At 69.2% G+C, this 25,244-nt stretch carries 17 protein-coding genes and 2 CRISPR repeat arrays; of the genes, 16 read left to right on the forward strand and 1 reads right to left on the reverse strand.

What is annotated here, in order from left to right; all coding sequences use genetic code 11:
* Positions 1–238: 238 nt before the first annotated feature.
* From JQN84_RS31860 to JQN84_RS32495, 8 genes are all read left to right on the forward strand, one after another.
* A complete protein-coding gene (locus JQN84_RS31860; protein ID WP_239486531.1) occupies positions 239–949 on the forward strand; it encodes an ASCH domain-containing protein in 711 nt (236 codons plus the stop codon).
* 176 nt (positions 950–1,125) lie between these two features.
* Positions 1,126–1,767 carry an XRE family transcriptional regulator gene (locus JQN84_RS30910; protein ID WP_204962117.1) on the forward strand — a complete coding sequence of 214 codons (642 nt, stop codon included), beginning with the start codon at positions 1,126–1,128 and terminating at the stop codon, positions 1,765–1,767.
* A gap of 3 nt (positions 1,768–1,770) precedes the next feature.
* Complete coding sequence (locus JQN84_RS30915) at positions 1,771–2,955, forward strand: M20 family metallopeptidase (RefSeq protein ID WP_204962118.1); 1,185 nt, start codon at positions 1,771–1,773, stop codon at positions 2,953–2,955.
* A gap of 137 nt (positions 2,956–3,092) precedes the next feature.
* Positions 3,093–4,196, forward strand: coding sequence for an NAD(P)-dependent oxidoreductase (locus tag JQN84_RS30920; RefSeq protein ID WP_204962119.1), 1,104 nt, complete (start codon positions 3,093–3,095; stop codon positions 4,194–4,196).
* On the forward strand, positions 4,193–4,933 hold the full coding sequence (locus JQN84_RS30925) for a class I SAM-dependent methyltransferase (protein WP_204962120.1): 741 nt from the start codon (positions 4,193–4,195) through the stop codon (positions 4,931–4,933). Before JQN84_RS30920 ends, JQN84_RS30925 begins: the two co-directional genes overlap by 4 nt.
* Positions 4,930–5,607, forward strand: coding sequence for a class I SAM-dependent methyltransferase (locus tag JQN84_RS30930; RefSeq protein ID WP_204962121.1), 678 nt, complete (start codon positions 4,930–4,932; stop codon positions 5,605–5,607). The genes JQN84_RS30925 and JQN84_RS30930 overlap by 4 nt, the downstream gene beginning before the upstream one ends.
* Complete coding sequence (locus JQN84_RS32490) at positions 5,604–6,728, forward strand: hypothetical protein (RefSeq protein WP_204962122.1); 1,125 nt, start codon at positions 5,604–5,606, stop codon at positions 6,726–6,728. The genes JQN84_RS30930 and JQN84_RS32490 overlap by 4 nt, the downstream gene beginning before the upstream one ends.
* 11 nt (positions 6,729–6,739) lie before the next feature.
* Positions 6,740–7,090, forward strand: coding sequence for an S-adenosylmethionine decarboxylase family protein (locus tag JQN84_RS32495; protein WP_204962123.1), 351 nt, complete (start codon positions 6,740–6,742; stop codon positions 7,088–7,090).
* 344 nt (positions 7,091–7,434) lie between these two features.
* On the opposite strand, the gene fxlM is transcribed toward JQN84_RS32495, so the two are convergent.
* Positions 7,435–8,652: a methyltransferase, FxLD system gene (gene fxlM / locus JQN84_RS30945; protein ID WP_204962124.1), complete on the reverse strand. Its 1,218-nt coding sequence runs from the start codon at positions 8,650–8,652 to the stop codon at positions 7,435–7,437.
* Positions 8,653–8,935: 283 nt separating this feature from the next.
* Positions 8,936–11,867: a CRISPR direct-repeat array (repeat unit 37 nt; unit sequence GCTGCGCCCGGTCTACGGACCGGGCGAGGATCGCAAC).
* A 200-nt stretch (positions 11,868–12,067) separates the two neighbouring features.
* Here fxlM and cas3 point away from each other — a divergent pair.
* From cas3 to JQN84_RS30985, 8 genes are all read left to right on the forward strand, one after another.
* The gene (gene cas3 / locus JQN84_RS30950) at positions 12,068–14,326 is read left to right on the forward strand and encodes a CRISPR-associated helicase Cas3' (protein WP_204962131.1); all 2,259 of its coding nucleotides are present in this window, start codon (positions 12,068–12,070) and stop codon (positions 14,324–14,326) included.
* 767 nt (positions 14,327–15,093) lie between these two features.
* On the forward strand, positions 15,094–15,783 hold the full coding sequence (gene cas5c, locus JQN84_RS30955; protein ID WP_204962132.1) for a type I-C CRISPR-associated protein Cas5c: 690 nt from the start codon (positions 15,094–15,096) through the stop codon (positions 15,781–15,783).
* Positions 15,783–17,609 (forward strand): type I-C CRISPR-associated protein Cas8c/Csd1, encoded by a 1,827-nt coding sequence (gene cas8c, locus JQN84_RS30960; protein WP_204962125.1) that lies wholly within the window; start codon positions 15,783–15,785, stop codon positions 17,607–17,609. The genes cas5c and cas8c overlap by 1 nt, the downstream gene beginning before the upstream one ends.
* Positions 17,606–18,496, forward strand: a complete 891-nt coding sequence (gene cas7c, locus JQN84_RS30965) for a type I-C CRISPR-associated protein Cas7/Csd2 (protein WP_204962126.1) — start codon at positions 17,606–17,608, stop codon at positions 18,494–18,496. Before cas8c ends, cas7c begins: the two co-directional genes overlap by 4 nt.
* Positions 18,493–19,146 (forward strand): CRISPR-associated protein Cas4, encoded by a 654-nt coding sequence (gene cas4, locus JQN84_RS30970; RefSeq protein WP_204962127.1) that lies wholly within the window; start codon positions 18,493–18,495, stop codon positions 19,144–19,146. Before cas7c ends, cas4 begins: the two co-directional genes overlap by 4 nt.
* Entirely contained in the window at positions 19,139–20,167 is a 1,029-nt protein-coding gene (gene cas1c, locus JQN84_RS30975) for a type I-C CRISPR-associated endonuclease Cas1c (protein ID WP_204962128.1), read from the forward strand. The genes cas4 and cas1c overlap by 8 nt, the downstream gene beginning before the upstream one ends.
* Positions 20,152–20,460 (forward strand): CRISPR-associated endonuclease Cas2, encoded by a 309-nt coding sequence (gene cas2 / locus JQN84_RS30980; protein ID WP_307821510.1) that lies wholly within the window; start codon positions 20,152–20,154, stop codon positions 20,458–20,460. Before cas1c ends, cas2 begins: the two co-directional genes overlap by 16 nt.
* 126 nt (positions 20,461–20,586) lie before the next feature.
* Positions 20,587–24,239: direct repeats of the CRISPR family, unit length 37 nt; unit sequence GCTGCGCCCGGCCACCGCGCCGGGCGAGGATCGCAAC.
* 744 nt (positions 24,240–24,983) lie between these two features.
* Positions 24,984–25,139 (forward strand): hypothetical protein, encoded by a 156-nt coding sequence (locus JQN84_RS30985; protein ID WP_204962129.1) that lies wholly within the window; start codon positions 24,984–24,986, stop codon positions 25,137–25,139.
* Positions 25,140–25,244 lie beyond the last annotated feature (105 nt).

Genomic DNA, 25,244 nt, shown 5'->3' on the forward strand with positions numbered 1-25,244 from the left:
CAGCATGATCACCCTCGCCATGATCGACAACCTCGCCAAACGCCTCACCACCGAAACCACCCCAACCTGGCGAGAACCCCCACAACCACAACACACACAAAATACGTGAATCAGACGTCCTCTGATGGCCATCGTGTCCGGTTGCTGGCCCCGGTCGCCCAGACCCTAGGGGTGTGGGGCCCTCGGGCCATACCGCCCTCGAATCTCGCTCGCCTACGCCGAGACACTGACCGGCGCGATGTACCTGAACAAGACCGACGAGGTCAATGCCCACCGGCTGGCGTCGACTGACCTGAGAAGCACGCCTGCAACCAGGCGGCGTCGGTGGCTGCCGGAAGGAGGCCGCACCGCCGGTCGACCTGGCGACACACCGACTGACCTGGACGGCTACCTCCAGGACCACGCTGGCCGCATGATGGATAGGGTGACGATGAATCTGTTCACCGGCAGCGCCCAACCCAGCCTCTTCGACGACGCCTCGGTCGACGTTCGGGAGCCGGTGCTGATGTCGCTTAACCCGGTCTACTTCGACCTGATCTGGGCCGGCGAGAAGCGTCACGAGTTCCGACGCCGCTTCTTGACCGGCCAGTCGGTGCGCTGGTTCGTCTTCCTCACCGCCCCGGTGTCCCGCCTGGGCGCGGTGATCGACCTGGGGCCCGCTGTGGTGGACACACCGCAGCGCATCGCTGATATCGCCGAGCAGGCCCGCGTGGGTAACGGCGTTTCGGTGTTCGAGTATGTGCAGGACCTGCCACAAGCGTTCGCGATCCCCATTCAGCGGGTCGTTCAGTACCCGGGGATGCCGCTGGATCAGCTCAAGATCGAACTCGGCTCGTTCCATCCCCCTCAGGGCTACACCCGGCTGCGCAACCATCCCGAACTGCTGAGCATCTGCGAGAAGGTCACGGCCGACTCACCGACCCGCGAGATGACCGTGCACGGTCACTAGCGGCATCCTCGGCCGCGGCGACTGGGAGGTGGAAGTCATCATTCGTCGTCAGGCAACCCCCAAGGAGCCGTCCCCCCCTGCGCCGTGCCCGCCTCGCGCGAGGGTGGACCCTGGAGAAGGTCGTCGAAGCGTTCGACCAACGCACCACCGGCGGGCATTCCGGCGTCACCCCGACCATGATCAGCGGCTGGGAGCTGGGCCGGCACACCACCAGCCACGCTCACCGCAAGACGCTGTGCGCCATCTACGGCAAAAGCGTCGACGAGCTGTTCACCCACCAGGACAACCACCTGGGCGACCATGGCGACGGGCCACAACTGCTGGCCCGGTATGCCGACCTGAACGAGGCGATGCTGGCCGTCGTGGCGCAGGCCCGTGAATGCCTCATCGTCACCGGCTCACGGTCACGTAGCACCGGGTACCTGCAAGCGATCGAAGCCGCCCTCGTGGCGAGCCCCGCGCTGATCTTCTACCGCGTCCTGCACGGCCCACCTCACTATCGGGTGCTGCGCGATCACCTGGCGCGGCTCCTGGAGATCCGCGATCCGCGCGACCGCAGCTTGGGCGTGAAGACGCTCAACCTCGGCATCGAGGAGGACCCGTTGGCTCCGGAGCGGTTCTTCGTGGCCAGTGAGCGGGCGGCCGTGGTTCCCATCCCGTCACTGACCTCCCACGAGGCGTTCGACTCCGGGGTGCTGCTCGGCGCCGGGCCGGCCTCACGCCTGCTCGACCACGGCCGGCAGGCGTACGCTGCCGCTCGACGCATCGAAACGGTGGCCGACGTGCAAGCGTTGGACGTGCTGCGAGAGCGGGAGTAGCGGGTGACCCACGATCCGGTGTGGCAGGCGGCGCAGCACGACCACGACTCCGTCATCACGCTCACCCGAGACCTGGTCCGCCTTCCCAGCCGAGGCGGCATCGACCCCTACGGTCCGGCGCTCGACCACCTCGAAGCATGGCTCACCGGGCGAGGACTGCCGGCGCGCCGGCTGAAAGGGCCCAGTGGGGACGCCGTCGCCCTTGTGGTCGAGATGCACGGCGCTCAGCCGGGACCACGCTATGTGCTCGACGCCTGCCTCGACACCGCCCCGTTCGGCGACGAGGCCGCCTGGACCCATGCTCCGACATCGGCCGCCTCCGACGGCGGCTGGCTCTACGGCCGTGGGGCGGCAGACTCCAAAGCTGCCGTCGCGGTCTTCTCGCACATCGGCGTTCGCCTCGCGGCGGTCCGCGATCGGCTGCGCGGCAGCGTCGTGCTGCTCTTCGACGTCGACGAGCACACCGGCGTGTTCGGTGGGGCGAAGATGTACTTCCGTGACGCCCCGCCCGTCGCTGGCGTGATGATCGGCTATCCAGGCGGCGACCATGTCGTCGTCGGCGGCCGCGGCGTGCTTCGGGCCCGGCTGCACGTGCATGGGGTGTCGAGCCACTCGGGCGGCAGCCGACCGACACCGAACGCGATCGTCAAGGCCGCGGAGCTGGTGCAGAAGCTGCGCGACGCACCGCTACCCGGGCCCGCCCAAGCCTTCCCACCGTTGCCCAAGCTGACCGTGACCGCGATCAGCGGTGGAGAGGGCTACTCCGTCGTTCCGGACCTGTGCACCGTGAACGTGGACGTGCGGCTCACACCCTCGCTGGACGATCGGGCCGGGGAGACGCTGGTGCGCGAGTGCGTCCGGGCAGTCGACCGAAGGTGGCCGGACACTGCGCCGACCCACGTCGAGATCACGACCAGATGGCCGCCGTACGCCCTGGCGGACACCGACCCGATGGTGCGGGAGCTGGTCGACGCCGCTACGCGCTACGGGCTCGCCCCGTCGCCGAAGATCGCCGGCCCGTCGAACATCGGCAACTACCTGGCGGGTCTGGGCATCCCGGCGACGGCCGGTTTCGGCGTCGACTACGAAGGGCTGCACGCGACGGACGAGCGGATTCGGCTGGCGTCCATCCCTGCGGTGCAGGCTGTCTACCATCGGACACTTCTCGGTCTGCTCGCATCTCGCTGACCTGGGCTTTCATCGTTCTCGCGACTGGTCGATGAACAAGCGGTAGATAGTTCGACGACATCCGTGAACTGGCCCACTCCTGCACGGCGGGTGAGGGTGCCACTACCAGTAGGCACATCCTCAGGAGGTCGTCCACCGTGCGCCCCCACCCCCCACAGACCATCGGATTCCCTCGCGAGAGCGGACCCGAGCGCCGCACGATCCTCACCCCCACCCTGGCGCGGTCGCTCACCGACGCCGGGTTCGACCTCCACGCCGAGCCCGGCATCGGCGAGGGCATCTTCATCGACGACACGGCCTACGAGCAGGCCGGAGTGCGACTCACCACGCCCGACGAGGTATGGGCGGCACCGCTCGTGCTGCGCTACAAGTCGCCCGACCCCGGCGACCTCACCCGCCTACGGCCCGGGCAGCATATCGGCGCGCTGTTCCACGCCGAGGGTGACGTGGATCTGCTCGCCGCGCTGATGTCCACGAAGGTGAACGCCTGGAGCTACGAGTTCCTGGCCGACAACGGCCAGTTCCCCCTCGGCCGCCCCGGCGGCCACATCGCCGGCGTACAAGCCGTCCTGGCCGGCACGCAGGCGTTGCAGCACCCGGCCGGGCGCGGTGTCCTCCCCGGCAGCCTGCCGGGAGCCGAGCCGGCGAACGTCGTGGTCATCGGCAGCGGCAACGTCGGCCGCGCCGCCGCGCTCACCGCCGCGCGGCTCGGAGCCCGCGTCACCGTCCTCACCAGCGGCCCCACGTCCCGCGACGAATACCAGGCCGCAGCCCCGACCGGGGTCACCGTGCTCGCCAACGACCGTACGGTCCTCCGCGAGGCCCTGGCCAGCGCCGACCTCGTGATCGGCGCCATTCTGATCTCCACCCACGACACCCCGCCGATGATCCGCACCACCGACCTGCACCACATGCGACGCGGCGCGGTCATCGTGGACGCCACCTGCGGGTACGGGCCGGGCTACCTCCCGACGGCCGGGCCCGTGCAGAAGCCGGGCGACCCGCCGAGGATCGTCCGGGGCGTGCTGCACGTCAAGGTGGACGTGTGGCCCGCGCTGGTGCCGGTCACCGCGAGCCACGCGTATGCCGCAAACGCCGCGCCGTACCTGGTGCGACTGGCCGAGACCGTGCTACGCGGCCGCGACGACACCGCCGTGCGGACCGCTCAGATCACCGCCAACGGCGTCCTGGCGCACCCCGTGGTCCGCCAGCACGCCCGCTTCTACGGGATAACGCGGTGACCGCCACGACGCCCGGATACGCCGCCCGCGCCGGCACGTACGCAGCGGAGGTGACCGCCGGGCTCACCGTCCCCCAACTGCTCGACGACCTACTGCGCCCGGGCCTGACCGTGGCAGAGGTCCCCTCGGGCACCGGGCACTACCCGCACACCTACGCCGCTGCGGGATGCACCACGGTGCTCATCGACGCCAGCCCGGAGATGCTCGACGCCGCAGCCGAGAACGTCGCAGGCGTGCCGCACGTCAGCCTGATCCACGCCCGGCTCGAAACGCTCACCGCCGAGCAACTGCGGGTCGACCTGATCGTGGTGCCCAACGGCGCGCTCAACCAGCTCGCCGACGCTATGCCGCTACCGGACATCTTCCGCCAGCTCGCTGGCGTCCTGAACCCCGGCGGCCAGGTGCTCCTTCAGGCGTTGCTGGGCGAACCGGTCGAGAGGTGCGGCTTCTACGAGCCGCTACGGGACGACGCGCCCTTCATCGACCGCGTGATACCGGCCCCCTCCGGCGGCACGCTGGTGCGCCACCGTCGACAGCGCCGCACCGACGACCGCGTCAGCATCGAGTTCGTCCTGCGGCATAACGACGACCAGGTGTACGAGCACACCGTCACCCTGCGGCTGCTCGACCGCCCATCGGTCACCAACGCCGCAGCGGCCGCGGGCATGAAGGTGACCACCTACCAACCCGGGCTCGGCCAGTTGACCGAAGTCCTCCTTGCCGCAGCGCCGACATGACCGGGCAGACCGTCGCGGCAGCCGACCCCTACTGGAACCGCTACTACAACGCCGAATTCGAGTTCGGGATGGGCACCGAGGACGTCCTCGCCGCCCTCTCCGAGCTTCCGCCCGTCCGCCGGTGGTGCGATCTGGGCGCCGGCTCGGAGTCGCTGCTGTGGTCAATCCCGCTCACCGCCGACCATCTCATTGCCGTCGACGTCGACTTGGACCGCCTGGCGATCCTGTCCCGGTACGCCGCTCAGGGCCAGCCACGCCCCGCCTATACAACGGTGTTGAGGATGTGCCACCGCACCGCCGAGGACTTCACCCGCCGATGCCGGTCCCTGGCCGGCACCCTGGTCGCAGACTGCCTTGACGGACCGCCGCTGGCCCTGGCCCCCGGCAGCACCGACCTGGTCACCCAGTTCGGTCTGCTCGGCCTCGCCGAAACCCCAGAACATTTCCTCGACGCCTGGCGCAGGGCGCACGTGCCGCTCGCCCCGGGCGGCTGGTGCGCCGGCGCGAACTGGGTTCCCGAGCCGTCCCGCCAAACCGGCCGGGTCACGCTGACGCAAGGCCTCTACCGTCGCGCGTTCGCCGATGCCGGCATCCACCCGCACCTGCTGCACCGAGTAGCCAGCGTCGATCCGCAGTTCCCCAGCCTGTGGCTCTACACCGGGAGGAAACAGTGACCACCCCCAGCACCGACCTCATCTTCGCGCCGGTCGGCATCGCCCACCTCACCAACCGCAACTCCGACCTGCTGCGCGCCGCAGCAGCTGGCCGGTCCGCGCTTCGCGTGACGACCGCAGCGCAGCTCAACGGCGTGCCGCACTTCGGCACCACCGTCACGATCCTGACGGTCTTCGCGTTCGCCGCGCACGCCGCCGACGACCTCGGGCTTCCCGCGACCGTGGTCTTCGACGCCCTGGAGAACGCACCAGCCGAGCACCTGGAGCGCGGCGGCGAGCAATACACCCGCACCGTCGGCGACCTTATCGACGCAGGCCGCCTCAACGAGGCCACCCGAACCGACGGGTTCCGGCGGCTCCTCGACTGGGCCCGGGACCGCTCCGGGGTGCCCTACGAGGTACGGCCGTACGCCGTCTACCAGAACCTGCGTCCAGTCCGAGAGTGCCTGCACCACATCGCCCAGCAGCTCGACGCGTTCGCGCCGATCTGCGCCCCCACCGACGGCGTGGTCAAAGTCCGCCCCCGCTGCCCCGCATGCCGTCTCATGGAGAAAGCCGGCAAGCACCTGCGAATCACCACACTGCCCGACGCCGTGCAACTCGACAGCATCTGCCCGGACCACGGCCCGTACACCGAACACGTCCCGGTCAACGGCGGCGGCTGGTACGACGCGAACACCCCCGTCCGCTCGATCCAGAAGGGCTACCTCCTCGCGGCCGAACGGGAGCTGTACGACGCCTGCTCCGTCTCCGTCGACGGCGCCGACTGGGGCGGAGCCTGGCACAGCCAAGTCCTCGCGCCCGGCCTGGCCACCCTCGGCGTACCGCCGCACGACTGGCCCGTCTCCGTGTTCACACCGCTCGTAGTCGACCGCACCGGCGGCAAGCTATCCAAAAGCCTGTACGTCGCCAAGAGCGCGTACGCCGACCTACCAGAGCTGTTCCTCAACCTCGACATCCTGCTGGCCGAGCACGGCGACCACGTCCTCGACACCCTGTGGACCGAGGTTTCCCGGTGGGCCAGCGACCCGCACCGGCTACACCGCTCCTACACCGTCGACTACTTCGCCGCCCTGCTCAACGAGCACCTTCCCGCCCGCCCCGCGCCCCGCGCCGCCTGATCGGAGCACCCGTGATCCACGCTGTCTACGACGTGACCAACTGCGCCAGGGCCGACGTCGACCCAGGGCAGATCATGACCGCGATGCGGGAGACGTGCCGCCTGTTGGGCAACACGGCCCGCTCCGAACTGATCGAGCCGTTCCAACCGCACGGCGCGACGTGCGTCCTGATCCTCGCCGAGTCCCACATCACCGTGTCGACGTGGCCCGAGCTCGGGCTCGCCCACATCGACGTATTCACCTGCCGGGCCGAAAGCGACCCAGACATGGCCGTCGCGCCGATCCTCGTGCTGCTTGGCGGCAATGTCGCCCTCAACGGTCGGGTTCCGCGTCTGCCGCTACCGGCGCCCATCGCCGCCTAGACCGCGACCGATACGACGAAGGGCCCGGCGGGGGTGACGACGTTGTTAGTTAACTCGGGCCATGCCGTGCATACACCCGTCGCGGCCGGGTCATCTGCTGCGCACTGGGCCAATGCCGAGCTCGTCGAGGTGTGTATTGAACTCTGCATCGAGCATCGGCTCGAAACGGCTCCGGTCCTTCCGGCCTTGCCAGGGCCTCACTCCGTCGATCTTGGCCTGTTTGGACAGCTACTGAGAACTCCACCTCCGCCGGTGACGGCTGCGGGAACCGGCTATACCCGAGACGGTCCGTCTCGCCTGCGCTCGCCGGGACGGGACAGGGCACAGTCCTGGCAAGGGTGCGGTCAGAAGGAGATCGTGAGGGTGGTGTCGGCTCGGTTCATATCGCGGGGTTCGGCGGGTCGGGTTCCTGTGCGGTGGGCGGTGACGGTGGGCTGGTTGGGGCGGCCTGCGGCGTCCCATTGGTCGAGCAGGTTGGTCAGGTCGGTGGCGAGCGCGTTGGCGTCGGGTCCGTGGGCGATCGCGCCGAGTTCGTGGTGGCCGTCGCCGGTGTCTTGGAAGGCGAGGTAGGCGATGGTGCCGCCGTGGTAGATGGCGGCACCGGCCCATCGGTAGGCGGGGGTGACCAGTCCGTTGGTGCGGGCGGTATCACCGACGCCGAGGCGACCGAACGGCCTGCTGGCGTGGACGAGGAGCCACAGGTCGAGGTGGCCGATGGGGTCGGCGTCGCTGATCTGGATGCCGGTCCAGCGTTCGAGCCGGGGGTGGCTCACAGCCTTGGCGAGGGCGGCGCGGTCGGGTTGGTCGGTGGCGTCGAGTTTGAGGACGACGTCGGTGTCGAGGCGTGCGTGGTGGTCGGTGTGTTCGGTGCTGCCGCGCATGGGGACGAATCCGCAGACCAGTGGCGTCGTGGCGCTCACCATCGTCGTAGGGCTGGTGCGGTCGAAGGCGAAGCAGCGGGTCAGGCCGCTTTCGTGTACGCGCAGGGGCACGATGATGCGGCCGTGGTCGGCGAGTTGTTCCCACCAGGCGGCGGCGATGTCCCAGGCTCCGGCGGTGACGATGATCCGGTCGTAGGGCGCGTGGTCGGGGTCGCCGAGGGCTCCGTCGCCGCAGATCACCGTCACGGTGTTGTAGCCGGTGCGGTCGAGGTTGGCGCGGGCGCCGTTGGCGAGGTCCTGGTCGAGTTCGATGGTGACGACCGTGCCGTCGGGGCTGGTCAGCTCGGCGAGGAGGGCGGCGTTGATGCCGGTGGCCGCGCCGATCTCCAGGACGCGGTGGCCGGGTTGTGGGGCGAGTTGTTCGAGCATGTCCGCGACGAGGCTGGGGCTCGACGCTGACGACAACGCCGCACCGCTGGGGTCCCGTTTGGTGACGATCTGGCGACGAGTGTAGACGGTGTCCAGGTCGACGCCGGGGAGGAACTGCTCGCGGGGGACCGTACGGAATGCGTGCGCCACGGCGGCGGAGCGGATGTGGCCGCGCTGTTCGAGCGTGCTGACGAGTTGTTCGCGCAGCGTCGCGGCACTCGACGTTCCCGGTGCGGTGGGGGAAGTGTTCACTGCGTTGACCCTACTGTCGATCTTCGGGGCGTTCGGCTGGTGCCGGCGGTAGGCGAGAAGCCGCCAGTGTCGCGCCGTTGTCCGAGGGTTGAAGGTGCATCATCTCCACTCGCGGCGTCAGCATTAACATACTGAAGGTTGACCAGTAGCTGATCTAGGAACCCCTGGTGGACACGGAAAGGCCGGAGGTTCCGAACCTCGAAATGAGAGTGATTGGGACATACCGGTTTCGCGTCGCCTGGGTGATTCGCTGGCGAGCGTCAATTTCTGCTGGTGGAGAGCTGCTGCGCCCGGTCTACGGACCGGGCGAGGATCGCAACCGGAGTTGGGGCAGGCCGCGCGGCAAGGTGATGCCGGAGGCTGCGCCCGGTCTACGGACCGGGCGAGGATCGCAACACAGTGCAGCAGCCGGAGATCGGGCTCACCCTCTGCAGGCTGCGCCCGGTCTACGGACCGGGCGAGGATCGCAACATCGTCTCGCGCGGTGGCGACATCGCGCAGATGGTCGACAGCTGCGCCCGGTCTACGGACCGGGCGAGGATCGCAACTGGGCTAGCAGCGAACGCCTCGAAGCCGACTACCGCGCTGCGCCCGGTCTACGGACCGGGCGAGGATCGCAACCGCGCCGGCCTCGTGACCTGCGGTGGGAGCAAAATTTGCGCTGCGCCCGGTCTACGGACCGGGCGAGGATCGCAACTGGGCTAGCAGCGAACGCCTCGAAGCCGACTACCGCGCGCTGCGCCCGGTCTACGGACCGGGCGAGGATCGCAACTACGCACCACGAGAAGGGCCTGAAACTACCCCCGGGCTGCGCCCGGTCTACGGACCGGGCGAGGATCGCAACCTGGTGCGGGCGGCGGCGGTGTCGCTCAGGCCGGCGAGCTGCGCCCGGTCTACGGACCGGGCGAGGATCGCAACTACCTGCGTGAGCACGTGGCGGGGACGGCGGTGGAGTTGCTGCGCCCGGTCTACGGACCGGGCGAGGATCGCAACCTCACCAAGGCCAAGGCCGCCCGCGCCGAACACGAGGCTGCGCCCGGTCTACGGACCGGGCGAGGATCGCAACCTGGTGCGGGCGGCGGCGGTGTCGCTCAGGCCGGCGAGCTGCGCCCGGTCTACGGACCGGGCGAGGATCGCAACCAGATCGCCAGCTCGACCAGGGCGCTTTTGTGGTCGGGCTGCGCCCGGTCTACGGACCGGGCGAGGATCGCAACCGGCGGCGACCCGAGCGCAGAGATCACCTGACTGAGCTGCGCCCGGTCTACGGACCGGGCGAGGATCGCAACATCCGCAACCCCCTCAACCGCGTCTGAGGAGCCCCGGCTGCGCCCGGTCTACGGACCGGGCGAGGATCGCAACTGGGGGACCCCGGCGCATCACGTCGGGCTCTACGTCGGCTGCGCCCGGTCTACGGACCGGGCGAGGATCGCAACGCTGCCAGGATGCGCTTGCCGCGCCGCTCGCACTCGGGCTGCGCCCGGTCTACGGACCGGGCGAGGATCGCAACAACGAGCTGGCCGACGCGGCGTGGGGCCTCAACCGCAGGCTGCGCCCGGTCTACGGACCGGGCGAGGATCGCAACGACCACAGCACCCACCACTGCCGGCCGGAGACGTGGCTGCGCCCGGTCTACGGACCGGGCGAGGATCGCAACACGAGCCGGTCGATACGGGCACCCATGACGGGGGACTCGCTGCGCCCGGTCTACGGACCGGGCGAGGATCGCAACCGGAACTCTCGTGGCGAAAAATCTTCCGGCGGATATCGCTGCGCCCGGTCTACGGACCGGGCGAGGATCGCAACACCCGCTGGCCCCTCGAGGTCGACCGGGACGAGGCCGAGCTGCGCCCGGTCTACGGACCGGGCGAGGATCGCAACCCGAACATGTTGCCCAGCCTGAGCAGCAGGGCATCGACGGCTGCGCCCGGTCTACGGACCGGGCGAGGATCGCAACTCATACCACGACGCGTTCGACCCGGATACCTTCACCGGCTGCGCCCGGTCTACGGACCGGGCGAGGATCGCAACACCGCGCTGGCGGCAGCGTTGACTGGGCCGCGCTGGGCTGCGCCCGGTCTACGGACCGGGCGAGGATCGCAACCGCTCCACCCCCAGCGCCTTCGCCGCCTTGGGTGGAGCTGCGCCCGGTCTACGGACCGGGCGAGGATCGCAACACCGGGTCGTTGATGCCGAGGATGATCGCGGTCTGCCGGCTGCGCCCGGTCTACGGACCGGGCGAGGATCGCAACCCGTTCGTCGCCTGCACCTCGAACGGCGGACCCTACGAGCTGCGCCCGGTCTACGGACCGGGCGAGGATCGCAACACCGGGTCGTTGATGCCGAGGATGATCGCGGTCTGCCGGCTGCGCCCGGTCTACGGACCGGGCGAGGATCGCAACCCGTTCGTCGCCTGCACCTCGAACGGCGGACCCTACGAGCTGCGCCCGGTCTACGGACCGGGCGAGGATCGCAACGCCGCCGACGAGACGACCGACAACCGGCCGGAGATGGCGCTGCGCCCGGTCTACGGACCGGGCGAGGATCGCAACTAGTTCAAGAGCTTCTTGTTTATCCCCCCGATCCGGGGGCTGCGCCCGGTCTACGGACCGGGCGAGGATCGCAACGGCGGCAACGCCGTCAACCTCCAGGTCAAGCTCGACGGCTGCGCCCGGTCTACGGACCGGGCGAGGATCGCAACCCGCATGTAAGGGGACCGTACGCCCGGGGATCTCCGCGCTGCGCCCGGTCTACGGACCGGGCGAGGATCGCAACGCCACGGCGGCCGGCTCGCCCACCAGACGCGTACTCGCTGCGCCCGGTCTACGGACCGGGCGAGGATCGCAACGACGTCGAGACCACCGGCGTCGACGTCGAGACCGACGCTGCGCCCGGTCTACGGACCGGGCGAGGATCGCAACGCCGCCACGGACGTCATGCACCCGTTCGTACGGCTCGAGCTGCGCCCGGTCTACGGACCGGGCGAGGATCGCAACGCCGTGGTCGAACTGGCGTTGATCGCTTGCGGGTGGGGCTGCGCCCGGTCTACGGACCGGGCGAGGATCGCAACTTCGACCCATCGTTGGATCACCGGCTGCCGGTGGCGCGCTGCGCCCGGTCTACGGACCGGGCGAGGATCGCAACGGCACGCAGCGGCGGCGGCCGGGTGAGCCGGAGCGACGCTGCGCCCGGTCTACGGACCGGGCGAGGATCGCGGCCTTCCGTACTCACCAGCGCTGCTGGGTACGCACTGGGTGGGGTTCTCGATGTCGAGGGCCAGGTCGAACACTTTTACTGTGGCGACCGCATGCGCGAAAGGAGCCGATGGTGGTCGCCGACAGGGTCAGTGCTCTGTGGTCGGTAACCACTTGGCTCAGGGAACTGTAACGATGATTCTTGGGAGTTGTTTGTGTCTGGTGTGGGTTCTCTGCGGGCGCATAGTCCTGCTACCGGTTCTGGTCGGTGGCATTCGCTTGCGGACCATCTTCGTGGCACTGCGGTGCTGGCGCGACGGTTTGCTGCCCCGTTTGGTGGGGGTGAGGTGGCGTACTGGCTGGGTGCGCTGCATGACGTGGGGAAGGCGTCCTGTGCGTGGCAGGACAAGCTCGCTGTGATCGGGCCCACTGGGGGAGCGGTGGGTATTGATCACAAGTCGTTGGGGACCAGGATCGCGCAGGAGCGTGGGCTTGGGCCGTTTGCTGGGGCGATTTTCGGCCATCATGGTGGGCTTGTCGATAATCCTGGGCTACGTGAGGCGTTGCGGAAGAGGCTGGCTGACTGGTCTGGGGACGTGGCGTCCGCTGAGCGCGAGTTGCCCGTGTTGCTGCCCGATCTGCCGCAGGATCTGGGTTCTCTCGTGCCGATGGATTGGCGTGGTGATCCGCTGGCGGGGGAGATGGCGCTACGCCTGTGTTACAGCGCGTTGGTGGATGCGGACAGTTTGGACACCTCCGCACATTTCAAAGGGTTGACCGGTCCTCGGGTGTGTGCGGATGCCGACTTCAGTCATCTCTATCAGAGGTTCGAGGGTCGACGTCGGGCGGAGATCGCCGCACGTGGCGGCTCTCCGATCGCGGCCTTGCGGGAGCAGATCTACGCGGATTGTCTGGCGGCGGCTGAGTGCGAGCCGGGGGTGTTTCGCCTTGGTGCGCCGACCGGTGCCGGTAAGACGTTGGCGAGTGGGGCGTTCGCGCTGCGGCATGCGGAGAAGCACGGGTTGCGCCGGGTGATTGTGGCGGTCCCGTTCCTGACCATCACCGAGCAGAATGCCGCCGTATACCGTCGGCTGTTGGACGAGGAAGGTGAAGAGCCGGTCGTCCTCGAACATCACAGCCAGGCCAACTTCGATGATCCGGATGCCGGCCGGTGGGCACGGCTCGCGGCGGAGAACTGGGATGCGCCGTTCGTGGTCACGACCTTCGTCCGGCTCTTCGAGTCGCTGTACGCGCGTAAACCGTCGGCGATGCGTCGGGTGCATCGCCTGGCCAACTCGGTGATCGTGTTGGACGAGGTGCAGGCGCTGCCGCATGCCATGCTCGCTCCGATCCTCGATGGTCTTCGCCTGCTCGTGCGGCACTTCGATGCGACCGTGCTGCTGTCCTCGGCGACCCAGCCGAGTTTCTGGGCGTTGGATGAATTCAAGGACCTGCCATGCACGGATCTGATCCACGACACCCCGAGGCTGGTGAGTGAGCTGCGGCGGGTGCGATACAAGTGGCAGCTCGACCCGCAGCCGACGCTGGCGGATATCGCCGAACAAGCAGCGGCAGAACGGTCGGCGTTGGTGGTGGTGAACACGACGGCGGACGCGAAGGCAGTGTTCGAGCGGTGGAACGACACGGAACAGGAAGGGGCGGCCTGGCACCTATCGACTCGCATGTGCCCAGAGCATCGGCGGCAGGTGCTGAATGAGGTGCGCACTCGTCTCGACCAGGACGAGCGGGTCCTGTTGGTAGCCACGCAACTCATCGAGGCTGGTGTAGACGTCAGTTTCCCGGTGGTGTTCCGGGCGATGGCGCCGGCTGACTCACTGTTGCAAGCAGCCGGGCGAGCCAACCGTGAAGGGCGGATGGCCGACGGTGGTCTGGTGGTCGTCTTCGCGCCGCAGGACGGCGGGCAACCACCCTCGTACAAGACGTTGGTCGGCTGTGCCGGACGTCAGTTCGGACCGGACAAGGCCGACCCGGACGACGTGGCGGCGCTCGGACGCTACTACCGCAACGTGTACGACATGCTGAACCTCGCCGACAGCCAGCACGTCGGCAAACGCATCCAGTACGCCCGGCAACGCTGGGAGTTCGAGACCGTGGCGGACGGGCCGATGGATGCGAGCACTAAAAAGCGGAATCGGAAGCTCGCGTTCAGGATGATCGACGACGACGCCGTCAACGTGGTGACGCCACAGGGCGCAGTAACACTTGAGCTGCGGAATGAGCTGGAGGAGCTCATCGTCGAGCTACGTCACGCACCGGTTCCGGATCTGGCAAAGCTGCGTCGTTTGCAGGCCTACACGACGAACCTCCACCCCAGCGTTCTACGCCAGCCCGGAGTGACGGCGCTCCTGCGACCGATTCTCGGCACCGAGGTACGGCGGGGCGCGTTGGTCGAGTGGATCGGCGAGTACGACAACTCCACGGGGATCAACCTCGACCCGAACCTGGAGCAGTTCGTCTTCTAACGTTTCCAGGTCGCCAGGTGAGCGCACCGTGCGCTCACCTGGCAATCCAGTCAATCCATGATCTTGTGCAGCCCTCCGGCTGTGATCAAGCTGGCAAGCACACCGGTGGGCAGGCTCTCGGCGGTGCCGACCATGATGCCAATCGCAGCGCTCAGCGCCATGATTACTACCCAGCGTAACGGGAGGGAGGAGGGGCTCCGGGGTTCTTGACTCTCGTCGGGTGGCCTGTGGGCGCGGCGTTGCCCTACTGTCATCTTGTTCCTTTCGGCCTCACGGATGGCAGGGGAGCTGGGCGGTCCGCTGTTCGCGCAGCGGACCGTCGTGTTTCTGGGGACGGTGCCCGCCCAGCCGACATCTTTATAGCCCACAGTGGAGCGGGTGTCTAACCACAGGGTGCTTGAGCCGACTCCGTCCGGCTCAAGCACCCAAGGAAGTTTGGTAGCCTGTTTGGGGTCGCTAGCAGGGTCTGGTGGCCTGCAGTGCCTAGGTACTGAGGATCGCAACCTTGGGTGTTGCCCGGAGGGGGTTGGCTTCGTCCGACCAGGACTGACCGGTCCTTGTCGGACGGAGTTCCGCCCCAAAGTAGTCGAGTCGGATTCTTGTCAGTCCTTCATGGAGCAAACCGGCGTGGTGCGGCCGTTCCTGTCGCACTGGTCGTGGATCGTCGCACCTGGTGTGCGAGGAGGCCTCCGGTTTCGTGGTGGGGTCTTTCTTCGATCGTGTGTGCGAGGGGTCTGTCGTGGGAGGGCTATGTGGTGACGATGGAAGTGGTCAATGGGGTGACTCTGCGGCGGAGCCCGGAGGGTGATCTTCCGGTGGTGGTGCAGGTCAGTGGTGAGGCGGCGTTGTTCTCGCGGCCGGAGTTGAAGGTGGAGCGGGTCAGTTATCCGGTGATGACGCCGTCTGCTGCTGTGGGGGTGCTCGAATCGATCTTCTGGAAGCCGGAGATGCGGTACCGGGTGGTGGCGATCGAGGTGCTCAAGCCGGTGCGGCAGTTCTCGATTCGGCGGAACGAGACCTCGGATGTCGCCCCGTTGGCGGAGGCGCTCAAGGGCACCCGGCGGGTCGACACGGCGGCACACCGTGATCAGCGCAATGCGGTGTGCCTGCGGGATGTGGCGTACCGCATCCATGCTCATGTCGAGGTGGCGGCGCACGCGGACAAGCCGGTCGCGGCGTACCGGGATCAGTTGCGTCGGCGGGTCCGGAAAGGGGCCTGCTTCCAGCAGCCCTACCTGGGCACGCGTGAGTTCAGTGCGGAGTTCGGCTGGCCGGATGACACGCCTCGGACGGATGTCAACGAGGAGATCGGCATCATGCTGCATTCCATCCACCGCGACGGGCAGTCGGCTCAGCCGCGGATGGAGTGGTTCGCCGCTCGGGTGGTGGCCGGGGTGTTGTCCGTGCCGGAACGGGGGATCGAGCTGGCGCTTCCGGTGGAAGGGCCGGTGGTCTAGTGCTGTTGCAGCGGCTGGTGGAGTTCGCCGACACCAGCGAGGACGTCATTCCGCCGTTCTACTCCCGCAAGGCGGTGCGGTGGAGCCTGGAGATCGACACCGACGGCGTACCCCGGGGTGGCCTGGTCGATACGGCGAACAAGGACGACCCGAACTCCCGGTTCGGTGCGCCCCGGCTGGTGCCGGCGGTGACCCGGACCGTCGGGATCTCGCCCGCGCTCGCGGTCGACACGGGAGAGTACGTCTTCGGTTGGCTGTCCGAAGGGGCCAAACCGGAACGGGTCGCCAAGCAGCACACCGCGTTCCGTGACCTGATCGCCGACTGGGCGGCAGCCGAACCAGACGGTCCTGGCCCGGCTGTCGCCGCCTTCTACCGCGACGGGCACGCCGACCGTGTTTCACCGCCGGCGGACTGGGGCAGGGGAGACCTGGTCGGCTTCTGGGTCGACGGGGTCTACGCGGCGGACGCTGTCGCGGCGCAGCGATTCTGGGCCGGGGTAGCCGGCGATCGGAAGGGCTCCGGACGATCCGGGTTGTGTCTGGTCTGTGGGCGTGTGCAGCCGCTGCTCCATACGATGCCGCAGCAGATTCCTCGACGGTGGGTGCCCGGGGCCACCCAGAGCGCGTCGCTGGTCAGCATGAATGAGGCCACCCACGGCTACGAGTTGCAGAAGTTCCTGACGCACACCCCGATCTGCGCCGACTGCGGACTGAAGTTCATGACCGCGCTGACGGCGCTGCTGTCCGATCCCCGGCACAGCACCAGCCTGTCCGGGCAGAACGCCCGGCTCGCCTGGTGGGTGCTGGGCGGGTCGACCATCGACCCGTGGGCGACCGTCGAGCAGTTGGACCCCAGCCACATCCAGCGCCTGGTCGCAGGGCCGGCGAGCGGCGCGGAAGCCTCCCTCGACGAGGTGTCCCGGTACTGCTCGGTGACCGTGGGCGGCAACGTCGCCCGCGTCGTCGTCCGGGACTGGGTCGAGCTGCCGATCTCCCGGGTCAAGGACAACATCAGGGCCTGGTTCGACGACCACCGGATCGTGGATGCCTGGACCGGTGAGGTGGCCACCATCAAGGTTTCCCAACTCGCCCGGGTTGCGGGGCGGTTCGAGGCCGGCCGCAACGGAGCACCCGGGACGTGGACGAAGTTCGGCGCGTCCGGAGAACACCGCCCACCTGATCTGTTCCACCGGCTGCTCAGCGCCGCGCTGCTCAAGCGACCGCTGCCGCCGAAGCTGCTCAACCACGTCATCAACCGCATCCGGATCGACGGCCGACTCGACCCCGGCCGCGCGGCGCTGATCCGGCTCGCCCTGCGCCGTCACCCGACCCTGCCCGAGCATGAACGAGAGAGGCTGACGCCGACCTTGAACGTCGCCCACCAGCAGCCGGCCTACGTGTCCGGCCGCATCTTCGCCGTCATGGACGACCTGCAACGCACCGTGTTCCGGGTCGCCGACCAGCGGCTGAACACCACCTTCGCCGAACGCTACTTCGGCCGCGCCATCGACAACCCGCAGGTCGTCATCGTCTCCGGCCGCCGCAACGTACAGGCATGGCTCAAACGCCTCCGCGGCCCGCTGCGCCGGCCCGCCTGGTCGGACGCCTACGAGCGGCGACTCGACGACCTGTTCGTCCAACTCGACGCGATCCCCAGCGCTGCGGTGCTGACGGACAAGGCCCAGTTCATCCTCGGCTACCACCAGCAGCGCGCCGAGATGCGGGCCGAACGACTCGCCGCCGCCGCGAACAAGAAGAAGACCGACCTGCCCCCGGAGCCCGACGACGTGGCACCGACCGCCCACGACGAAGGAGACGACGCATGAGCGCCGCACACCTCGACCCGACCCGCCGCCACGACGCCGTCCTGCTGTTCGACGTCAGCGACGGCAACCCCAACGGCGACCCGGACGCCGGCAACCAACCCCGCACCGACGACGAGAGCGGCCAAGGCCTCGTCACCGACGTGGCCATCAAACGCAAAATCCGCGACACCGTGTCCCTGCTGCGCGGCGACGACTCGCGCTACGGCATCTTCGTCGAAGCCGGCCACGCCCTGAACACCCGGATCGACGGCGCCTTCGCCGCCAACCCGCCCAAGATCAGCAACAAGCCCACCCCGGCGGAGAGCGCGGCGGCACAGCAGTGGCTCTGCCAGCACTACTTCGACATCCGCATGTTCGGTGCGGTGCTCAGCACCGGCAAGAGCGGCGGCGCCGGGCAGGTCCGTGGCCCGCTGCAGCTCACCTTCGCCCGCAGCATCGATCCGATCCTGCCCACCGACCACACCATCACCCGGGTCACCCAGACCCGCCAGGACGACATCGACAAGGGTGAGCGCACGGAGATCGGCTCCAAGTGGACCGTCCCGTACGGCCTCTACCGCGCCCACCTGTTCTACTCCGCACCCCGCGCCGCCAAGACCGGCGTCACCAGCGACGACCTCGCCGCGCTGTGGCAGGCCGTCACCGTCATGTTCGACCACGACCGGGCCGCCAGCCGCGGCGAGATGAAGCTCTGCGGGCTGTACGTGTTCAGCCACCCCGACGCCTTCGGAGCCGCACCCTCGGCCGCCCTCACCCAGCGGATCACCGTCAAGCGCAAGGACGACGACAAGGCTGCCCGCGCCCACACCGACTACACCCGCAGCATCGACGAGTCGGGGATGCCCGGCGGCATCGAGCTGACCAAGCTGGTCGACCTCTGGCCGTGACCCACGACCACCCCACGGACAGCGGCACCCCCGACCTGCGGGAGGTGCCGCTGTCCGCGCTGGAGCACTACGCCTACTGCCACCGGCAGACCGCCCTCATCCACGTCGAAGGCGTCTGGACCGAAAACGTCGAGACGGTACGCGGCGACCTGAGCCACACCACCGTCGACCTACCCGGCATCCAACGCCGCCGAGGCCTCACCACCATCCGGTCACTCCCAGTATGGAGCCACACCCACGGCCTACGCGGCATCTGCGACGTCGTCGAGTTCGAGAAGAACACCGCCACACCCGTCGAATACAAGATCGGACGCTACAAACCCGGCGGCCCCGCCGAACTACAACTCGGCGGACAGGCCCTCTGCCTCCTCGAAGCCGGCTTCGACGTACCCACCGGATACATCTACTCCGTCGCCGAACGCCGCCGACACCCCATACCCATCGACCATGACCTCCTCGAACGGGTCATCGCCGCCACCACAGCCGTACGCCGGCTGCTGCACACCCCGACGCTGCCGACGGCACGCAACGACGCCCGCTGCCGGCGATGCTCCCTACGCGAGGACTGCCTCCCCGAACTGACCGACGGCCAACGGCAGACCCCACCCGACCTGTTGACCCCACGACCATTGGGACAGTGGCGTGACTGAACTCCTCAACACCCTCTACGTCCAGACCCCCGGCACCAGCCTGCGCCTCGACGGTGACACCGTGCGCATCTACCACCCCGACCAACCCGGACGTCACCTGCTACCCCTCGTTCGACTCGACCACCTGGTCCTGTTCAGCGGCGTAACCCCCACCGACGACCTGCTCCTGCGCTGCGCCGACGACGGCCGCTCCGTCAGCTGGCTCACCGGCAGCGGACGATTCCGCGCCGGACTGGTCGGCCCCACCCACGGCAACCCGCTGCTACGCCAAGCCCAACACCGCGCCGCCGACTCACCGGAACGCCAACTCCCCATCGCGATCGCCCTCGTCGCCGGCAAAATCCACAACGCGCGACAAGTGCTGCTCCGCACCGCCCGGGACACCAGCGGCCACCGACAGACCGCACTACGCGCCACCGCCGAACTCCTCGCCCGACGACTCGAACTCCTCACCACCGCCACCAGCACCAACGAAATCCTCGGCGTCGAAGGCATCGCCGCACGCGACTACTTCGCCGCCATGCCCTACCTCCTGGGCGACAACACCGACTGGAAGGCATCCGGCCGCAACAAACGACCACCCACCGACCCTCTGAACTGCCTACTCTCCTTCCTCTACGGCATGCTGCGCGTCGCCGTGCAGGGTGCACTCGAACAGGTCGGACTCGACCCCTACATCGGCTTCCTCCACGCCGTCCGACCCGGCAAACCCGCCCTCGCCCTCGACCTGATGGAAGAGTTCCGCCCCCTCCTGGCAGACCGCCTCGCCCTCACCATGCTCAACAGACGCGAACTGACCCCCACCGACTTCGAAGAACTACCAAACAAGGCCTACCGACTCACCGACAACGGACGCAAAACTGTGCTGGCCGCCTGGCAACAGAGCCGACAACGCGACTGGCCCCACGCCCAACTCGGCCGCCAGGTACCCGCCGCGCTGCTCCCTCTCGTGCAAGCCCGACTACTCGCCCGCCACCTTCGCGGAGACACGGTCGCCTATCAGCCGTGGACGGTGAACTGAACGTGGACCTGCTCGTCACCTACGACGTCGAAACGGTCACCCCACAGGGACAACGCCGACTCCGCAAAGTCGCCAAGATCTGCGAAGGGTACGGACACCGCGTACAAAAATCGGTCTTCGAAGTAGTCTGCCGCGACACCGACAAGGTTCGCTTCGTCGCCGCCCTCCAAGACGCCATCGACCCCACCCAGGACAGCATCCGCATCTACCACCTACCAGCCCACGCCCTCGACGACGTCGAACACCTCGGCAAACCACGACCCATCGAGCCACGCGGAGCCCTAGTGATCTAGGAACCCCAAGTAGACGCGAGAAACGCGGAGGGTTCCGAGGTGAGAAATCTGTATCAGATGGACGAAACGGACTGCGAGCAAGTCGATGAGGGATCGCCTGATCGCTATATTCGCTGCTCGTGAACCGCTGCGCCCGGCCACCGCGCCGGGCGAGGATCGCAACTCGGTCCGGCGCGCGACGAACAGGCCGGCGAGCAGCGAGCTGCGCCCGGCCACCGCGCCGGGCGAGGATCGCAACCGGATACAGATCGGCCGGGGTGAATTTGAGCGAGTGCTGCGCCCGGCCACCGCGCCGGGCGAGGATCGCAACACCGGTCGGCAGCAGCAGCATGTAGCCGTAGCGGACCGAGCTGCGCCCGGCCACCGCGCCGGGCGAGGATCGCAACGCGCCCTGGCGTCGGGGCCGACCTCGTCGGGGCTGGGCTAGCTGCGCCCGGCCACCGCGCCGGGCGAGGATCGCAACCGTACCGGCCCGACTCGTCCACGACGAGTGCGCCCCCGGCTGCGCCCGGCCACCGCGCCGGGCGAGGATCGCAACCCCCACCCGGTGGCGTGCGCCGCCACCAGGTACATGCGCTGCGCCCGGCCACCGCGCCGGGCGAGGATCGCAACTGGGCTAGCAGCGAACGCCTCGAAGCCGACTACCGCGCCAGCTGCGCCCGGCCACCGCGCCGGGCGAGGATCGCAACTACCCTCACGACCATGACGTGGCAGCAGGCGGCCGGGAGCTGCGCCCGGCCACCGCGCCGGGCGAGGATCGCAACCCGCCGGCCTTCACCGCAGGCCCCCATACCGCTGCTGCTGCGCCCGGCCACCGCGCCGGGCGAGGATCGCAACCGCCCCGCAGCCCGTTCGGCCGGGGTCGGCTTGCGCAGGCTGCGCCCGGCCACCGCGCCGGGCGAGGATCGCAACCGTCCACGGGGTCCGGTCGGTCGGCGTGTCGAGCGCCTGCTGCGCCCGGCCACCGCGCCGGGCGAGGATCGCAACGCTGCGAGCGTTGCGCCGATTCCGGCGACCAGGCCGCGCTGCGCCCGGCCACCGCGCCGGGCGAGGATCGCAACTCGGGGGGGAGAAGATCACCGGGGCCGCCCACATCGTCGCTGCGCCCGGCCACCGCGCCGGGCGAGGATCGCAACCTCGTGCCGGGCGACCCGGGCGCGGGCCAGGTCGTGCTGCGCCCGGCCACCGCGCCGGGCGAGGATCGCAACCTCGCCGCCCACACGATGGTCGGCGAACGTGCCGCCGGCTGCGCCCGGCCACCGCGCCGGGCGAGGATCGCAACGGACCCGTCGTCGACGAGCGCCACCCCCGTGACCGCGCTGCGCCCGGCCACCGCGCCGGGCGAGGATCGCAACGTACGCCCTGAGCAGGCGTCGTACCGCCAGGCCCTGCCGCTGCGCCCGGCCACCGCGCCGGGCGAGGATCGCAACGAGAGCTACCCATACGACCGGGTCGTAATCGACATGCTGCGCCCGGCCACCGCGCCGGGCGAGGATCGCAACCGCTCCAGCTCTGCGTCGTCGAGGAGTCGCTGGGCGGTCGCTGCGCCCGGCCACCGCGCCGGGCGAGGATCGCAACCCCGCCCGGCCCGACAACGTCCCCGCCACCGGCCGCGCTGCGCCCGGCCACCGCGCCGGGCGAGGATCGCAACTGTGCCGGGAAGAAGCGTTCCGGCAAATCGATAATGGGCTGCGCCCGGCCACCGCGCCGGGCGAGGATCGCAACGACCCGGAGGTCGCCGGTATCCCCCGTGTCGGTAAGGCTGCGCCCGGCCACCGCGCCGGGCGAGGATCGCAACGAGAGCCGCCATGACCTCACGGCGCTGCTCTTCACTGGGGCTGCGCCCGGCCACCGCGCCGGGCGAGGATCGCAACTCCACACCCATCGCCTTCGCCGCCGCGAGGAACTTGCTGCGCCCGGCCACCGCGCCGGGCGAGGATCGCAACTCGTACTGCCGGGTCTTGAACCGGCCGTGCACGATCAGGCTGCGCCCGGCCACCGCGCCGGGCGAGGATCGCAACAGCTCTACGGGCACTCTGATGTTGAGCGCATCCTTGGCTGCGCCCGGCCACCGCGCCGGGCGAGGATCGCAACCCGGTGGTGTTCAACGGCTGGTACGCCCCGGAGGAGCGCTGCGCCCGGCCACCGCGCCGGGCGAGGATCGCAACCGGTACGACCCGGAGCCCTGCCCCGAGTCGCTGCGCCCGGCCACCGCGCCGGGCGAGGATCGCAACTGGCCGACGAGTTCCCATCGCACGCCGGCCGGGGCGGTGCTGCGCCCGGCCACCGCACCGGGCGAGGATCGCAACAACGACACCAACAACAAGCCCATCATCGGCCCGTGGACGCTGCGCCCGGCCACCGCGCCGGGCGAGGATCGCAACTCGGTGCCGTCGGTGACCAATCCCTGATCGACCGGGCTGCGCCCGGCCACCGCGCCGGGCGAGGATCGCAACACCTCCTCGCCCTCGTCGTCGACCAGCGAGAACAGGGCTGCGCCCGGCCACCGCGCCGGGCGAGGATCGCAACGCCGCGTCGCCGGCGCGACCCAGCACCCACAGCGTGGCTGCGCCCGGCCACCGCGCCGGGCGAGGATCGCAACGGGGATCTGCGGGTACGCCTGGCTGATCTGGCGGGCGCTGCGCCCGGCCACCGCGCCGGGCGAGGATCGCAACGACTGCCCCAACCGGTGCACGTACACGATCCCCACCACGCTGCGCCCGGCCACCGCGCCGGGCGAGGATCGCAACGGGGGCAAGGACACCTTGCCCCCCTGCTGAGAGCACAGGCTGCGCCCGGCCACCGCGCCGGGCGAGGATCGCAACGCGACCCGGGGCAGTGCCGACACGTCCGGCTGCCGGAGCTGCGCCCGGCCACCGTGCCGGGCGAGGATCGCAACCGTCAGGCGGGGGCGATCGTGGTCACGGTGCCCGAGCTGCGCCCGGCCACCGTGCCGGGCGAGGATCGCAACCGTCAGGCGGGGGCGATCGTGGTCACGGTGCCCGAGCTGCGCCCGGCCACCGTGCCGGGCGAGGATCGCAACTTTGAACACTCCTCCGGCCCCCGGCGCATAGGCCCGTGCTGCGCCCGGCCACCGCGCCGGGCGAGGATCGCAACGAGGCCGATCATCGGCAGGTCGACATGAAGGGCGTCGCGCTGCGCCCGGCCACCGCGCCGGGCGAGGATCGCAACCACGTCGGGACGGTCGCGCGCAGCAGCTGGTTACCGGGCTGCGCCCGGCCACCGCGCCGGGCGAGGATCGAAACTGATTCAGCGCAAGCTGACCGGAGAGACGTACATCGCTGCGCCCGGCCACCGCGCCGGGCGAGGATCGCAACCATGAGTCGGACGGCGGGGATCGAGTCGTGCCGGTGCTGCGCCCGGCCACAGCGCCGGGCGAGGATCGCAACCACGAGGCAACCGAGCACGTCTGGTACGACTTCACCGTGGCTGCGCCCGGCCACCGCGCCGGGCGAGGATCGCAACCTGCGCGACGTTTTCGATATGGGCCGCGATATCGGGTGCTGCGCCCGACCACTGCGCCGGGCGAGAATCGCAACTGCGCCTGCACGCCCTGGAGCACGCTGACCGGAGTACGCTGCGCCCGGCCATCGCGCCGGGCGAGGATCGCAACGCGCTCGCGCAGCTCGTCGGACTGCTGGTGACGCGCTGCGCCCGGCCACCGCGCCGGGCGAGGTTCGCAACGGGGAGACGTGCGCCCGACGGCACGGTCTCATCCCACGCTGCGCCTGGCCACCGCACCGGGCAAGGATCGCTTGGTTGGGTACGCGGCACCAGCTGCACATATTCGGGCGGTCCGGGGTCCTATGACGGTCCGGCTTTCGGCGCGACGGCCGCCCGGATAGGGTGTCCCTGGCGGGGCCGTGATCGTCCCGGCACGGGTCAACGGCCCCCCGTTTTCCCCCCGAAAACTCCTGCTGATCATCGACTGCCGGTGACAATCACGGCCCACCTCGCGATCGCGTCTGTGCAGCTCAGTGGCAGCTCGTAGCGAACGTTGACAAGCCAGGCACCGTCAGTTCGGACAGCGTAGGTCGACGGTTCGATTCCGTCTCAGCACGCGCGTTTCGCTTCGGTCCACCAGCCAGAAGGCCAGGCGGGGCAGCCGGCAAGGTCCGTACCGCCCGCGGCTACGGTCGAAATTCGATAGCTACGCTGTCTTGGGCACGCTGTGGGGGTGGGGTTGCGGTATCGATCACCCCACCGACACGAACCCCACGCTTCGGCCAAGTGTGCCGCGACGGATAAGGGGCGCAACGTTCCTTGTGACGGGTGTTCAGCTGATGGGGAGCGGGACGCGGCGGACCTGGCGACGTCCTGTCGGCCCCCCGTTTACCCCTCGAAAACCCCCGCTAGCGGTTGACAATCAGTGACAAGCGGCGATCATTGCCTGCTCATGTCTGCGCAGCTCAACGCCTAATTCTGACAGCCAACGACAAGGCCGGGATGGCTACGTTCCGTAACAACGTACCTTCACGTCAAGCACTCGCATCGGAGGTACTGTGAAGAACCTGCTCACCCGCAGCCTGATCCGCGTCACCATGACCATCGGCTTGGTGGCGTCCGGTCTCGTGGTCGCCGCCCAGCCGGCACTGGCCGCCGACACCACGGCCCTCAGGAACTACGCCACGAAGCGATGCCTAAAGGGTGTCTCGTAATTCGGTGATGGCGTTGCCGGCCAACGGTGTCGGTGTCATCCGAGCAGGATGATGTTGTGGAGGTGGGCGATGCCGGAAGCGGTGTCGGTCAATGTGCTGGCGGCG

It is taken from the genome of Micromonospora humidisoli (assembly GCF_016900955.1).
GTDB classification, from domain to species: Bacteria; Actinomycetota; Actinomycetes; order Mycobacteriales; family Micromonosporaceae; genus Micromonospora; species Micromonospora wenchangensis.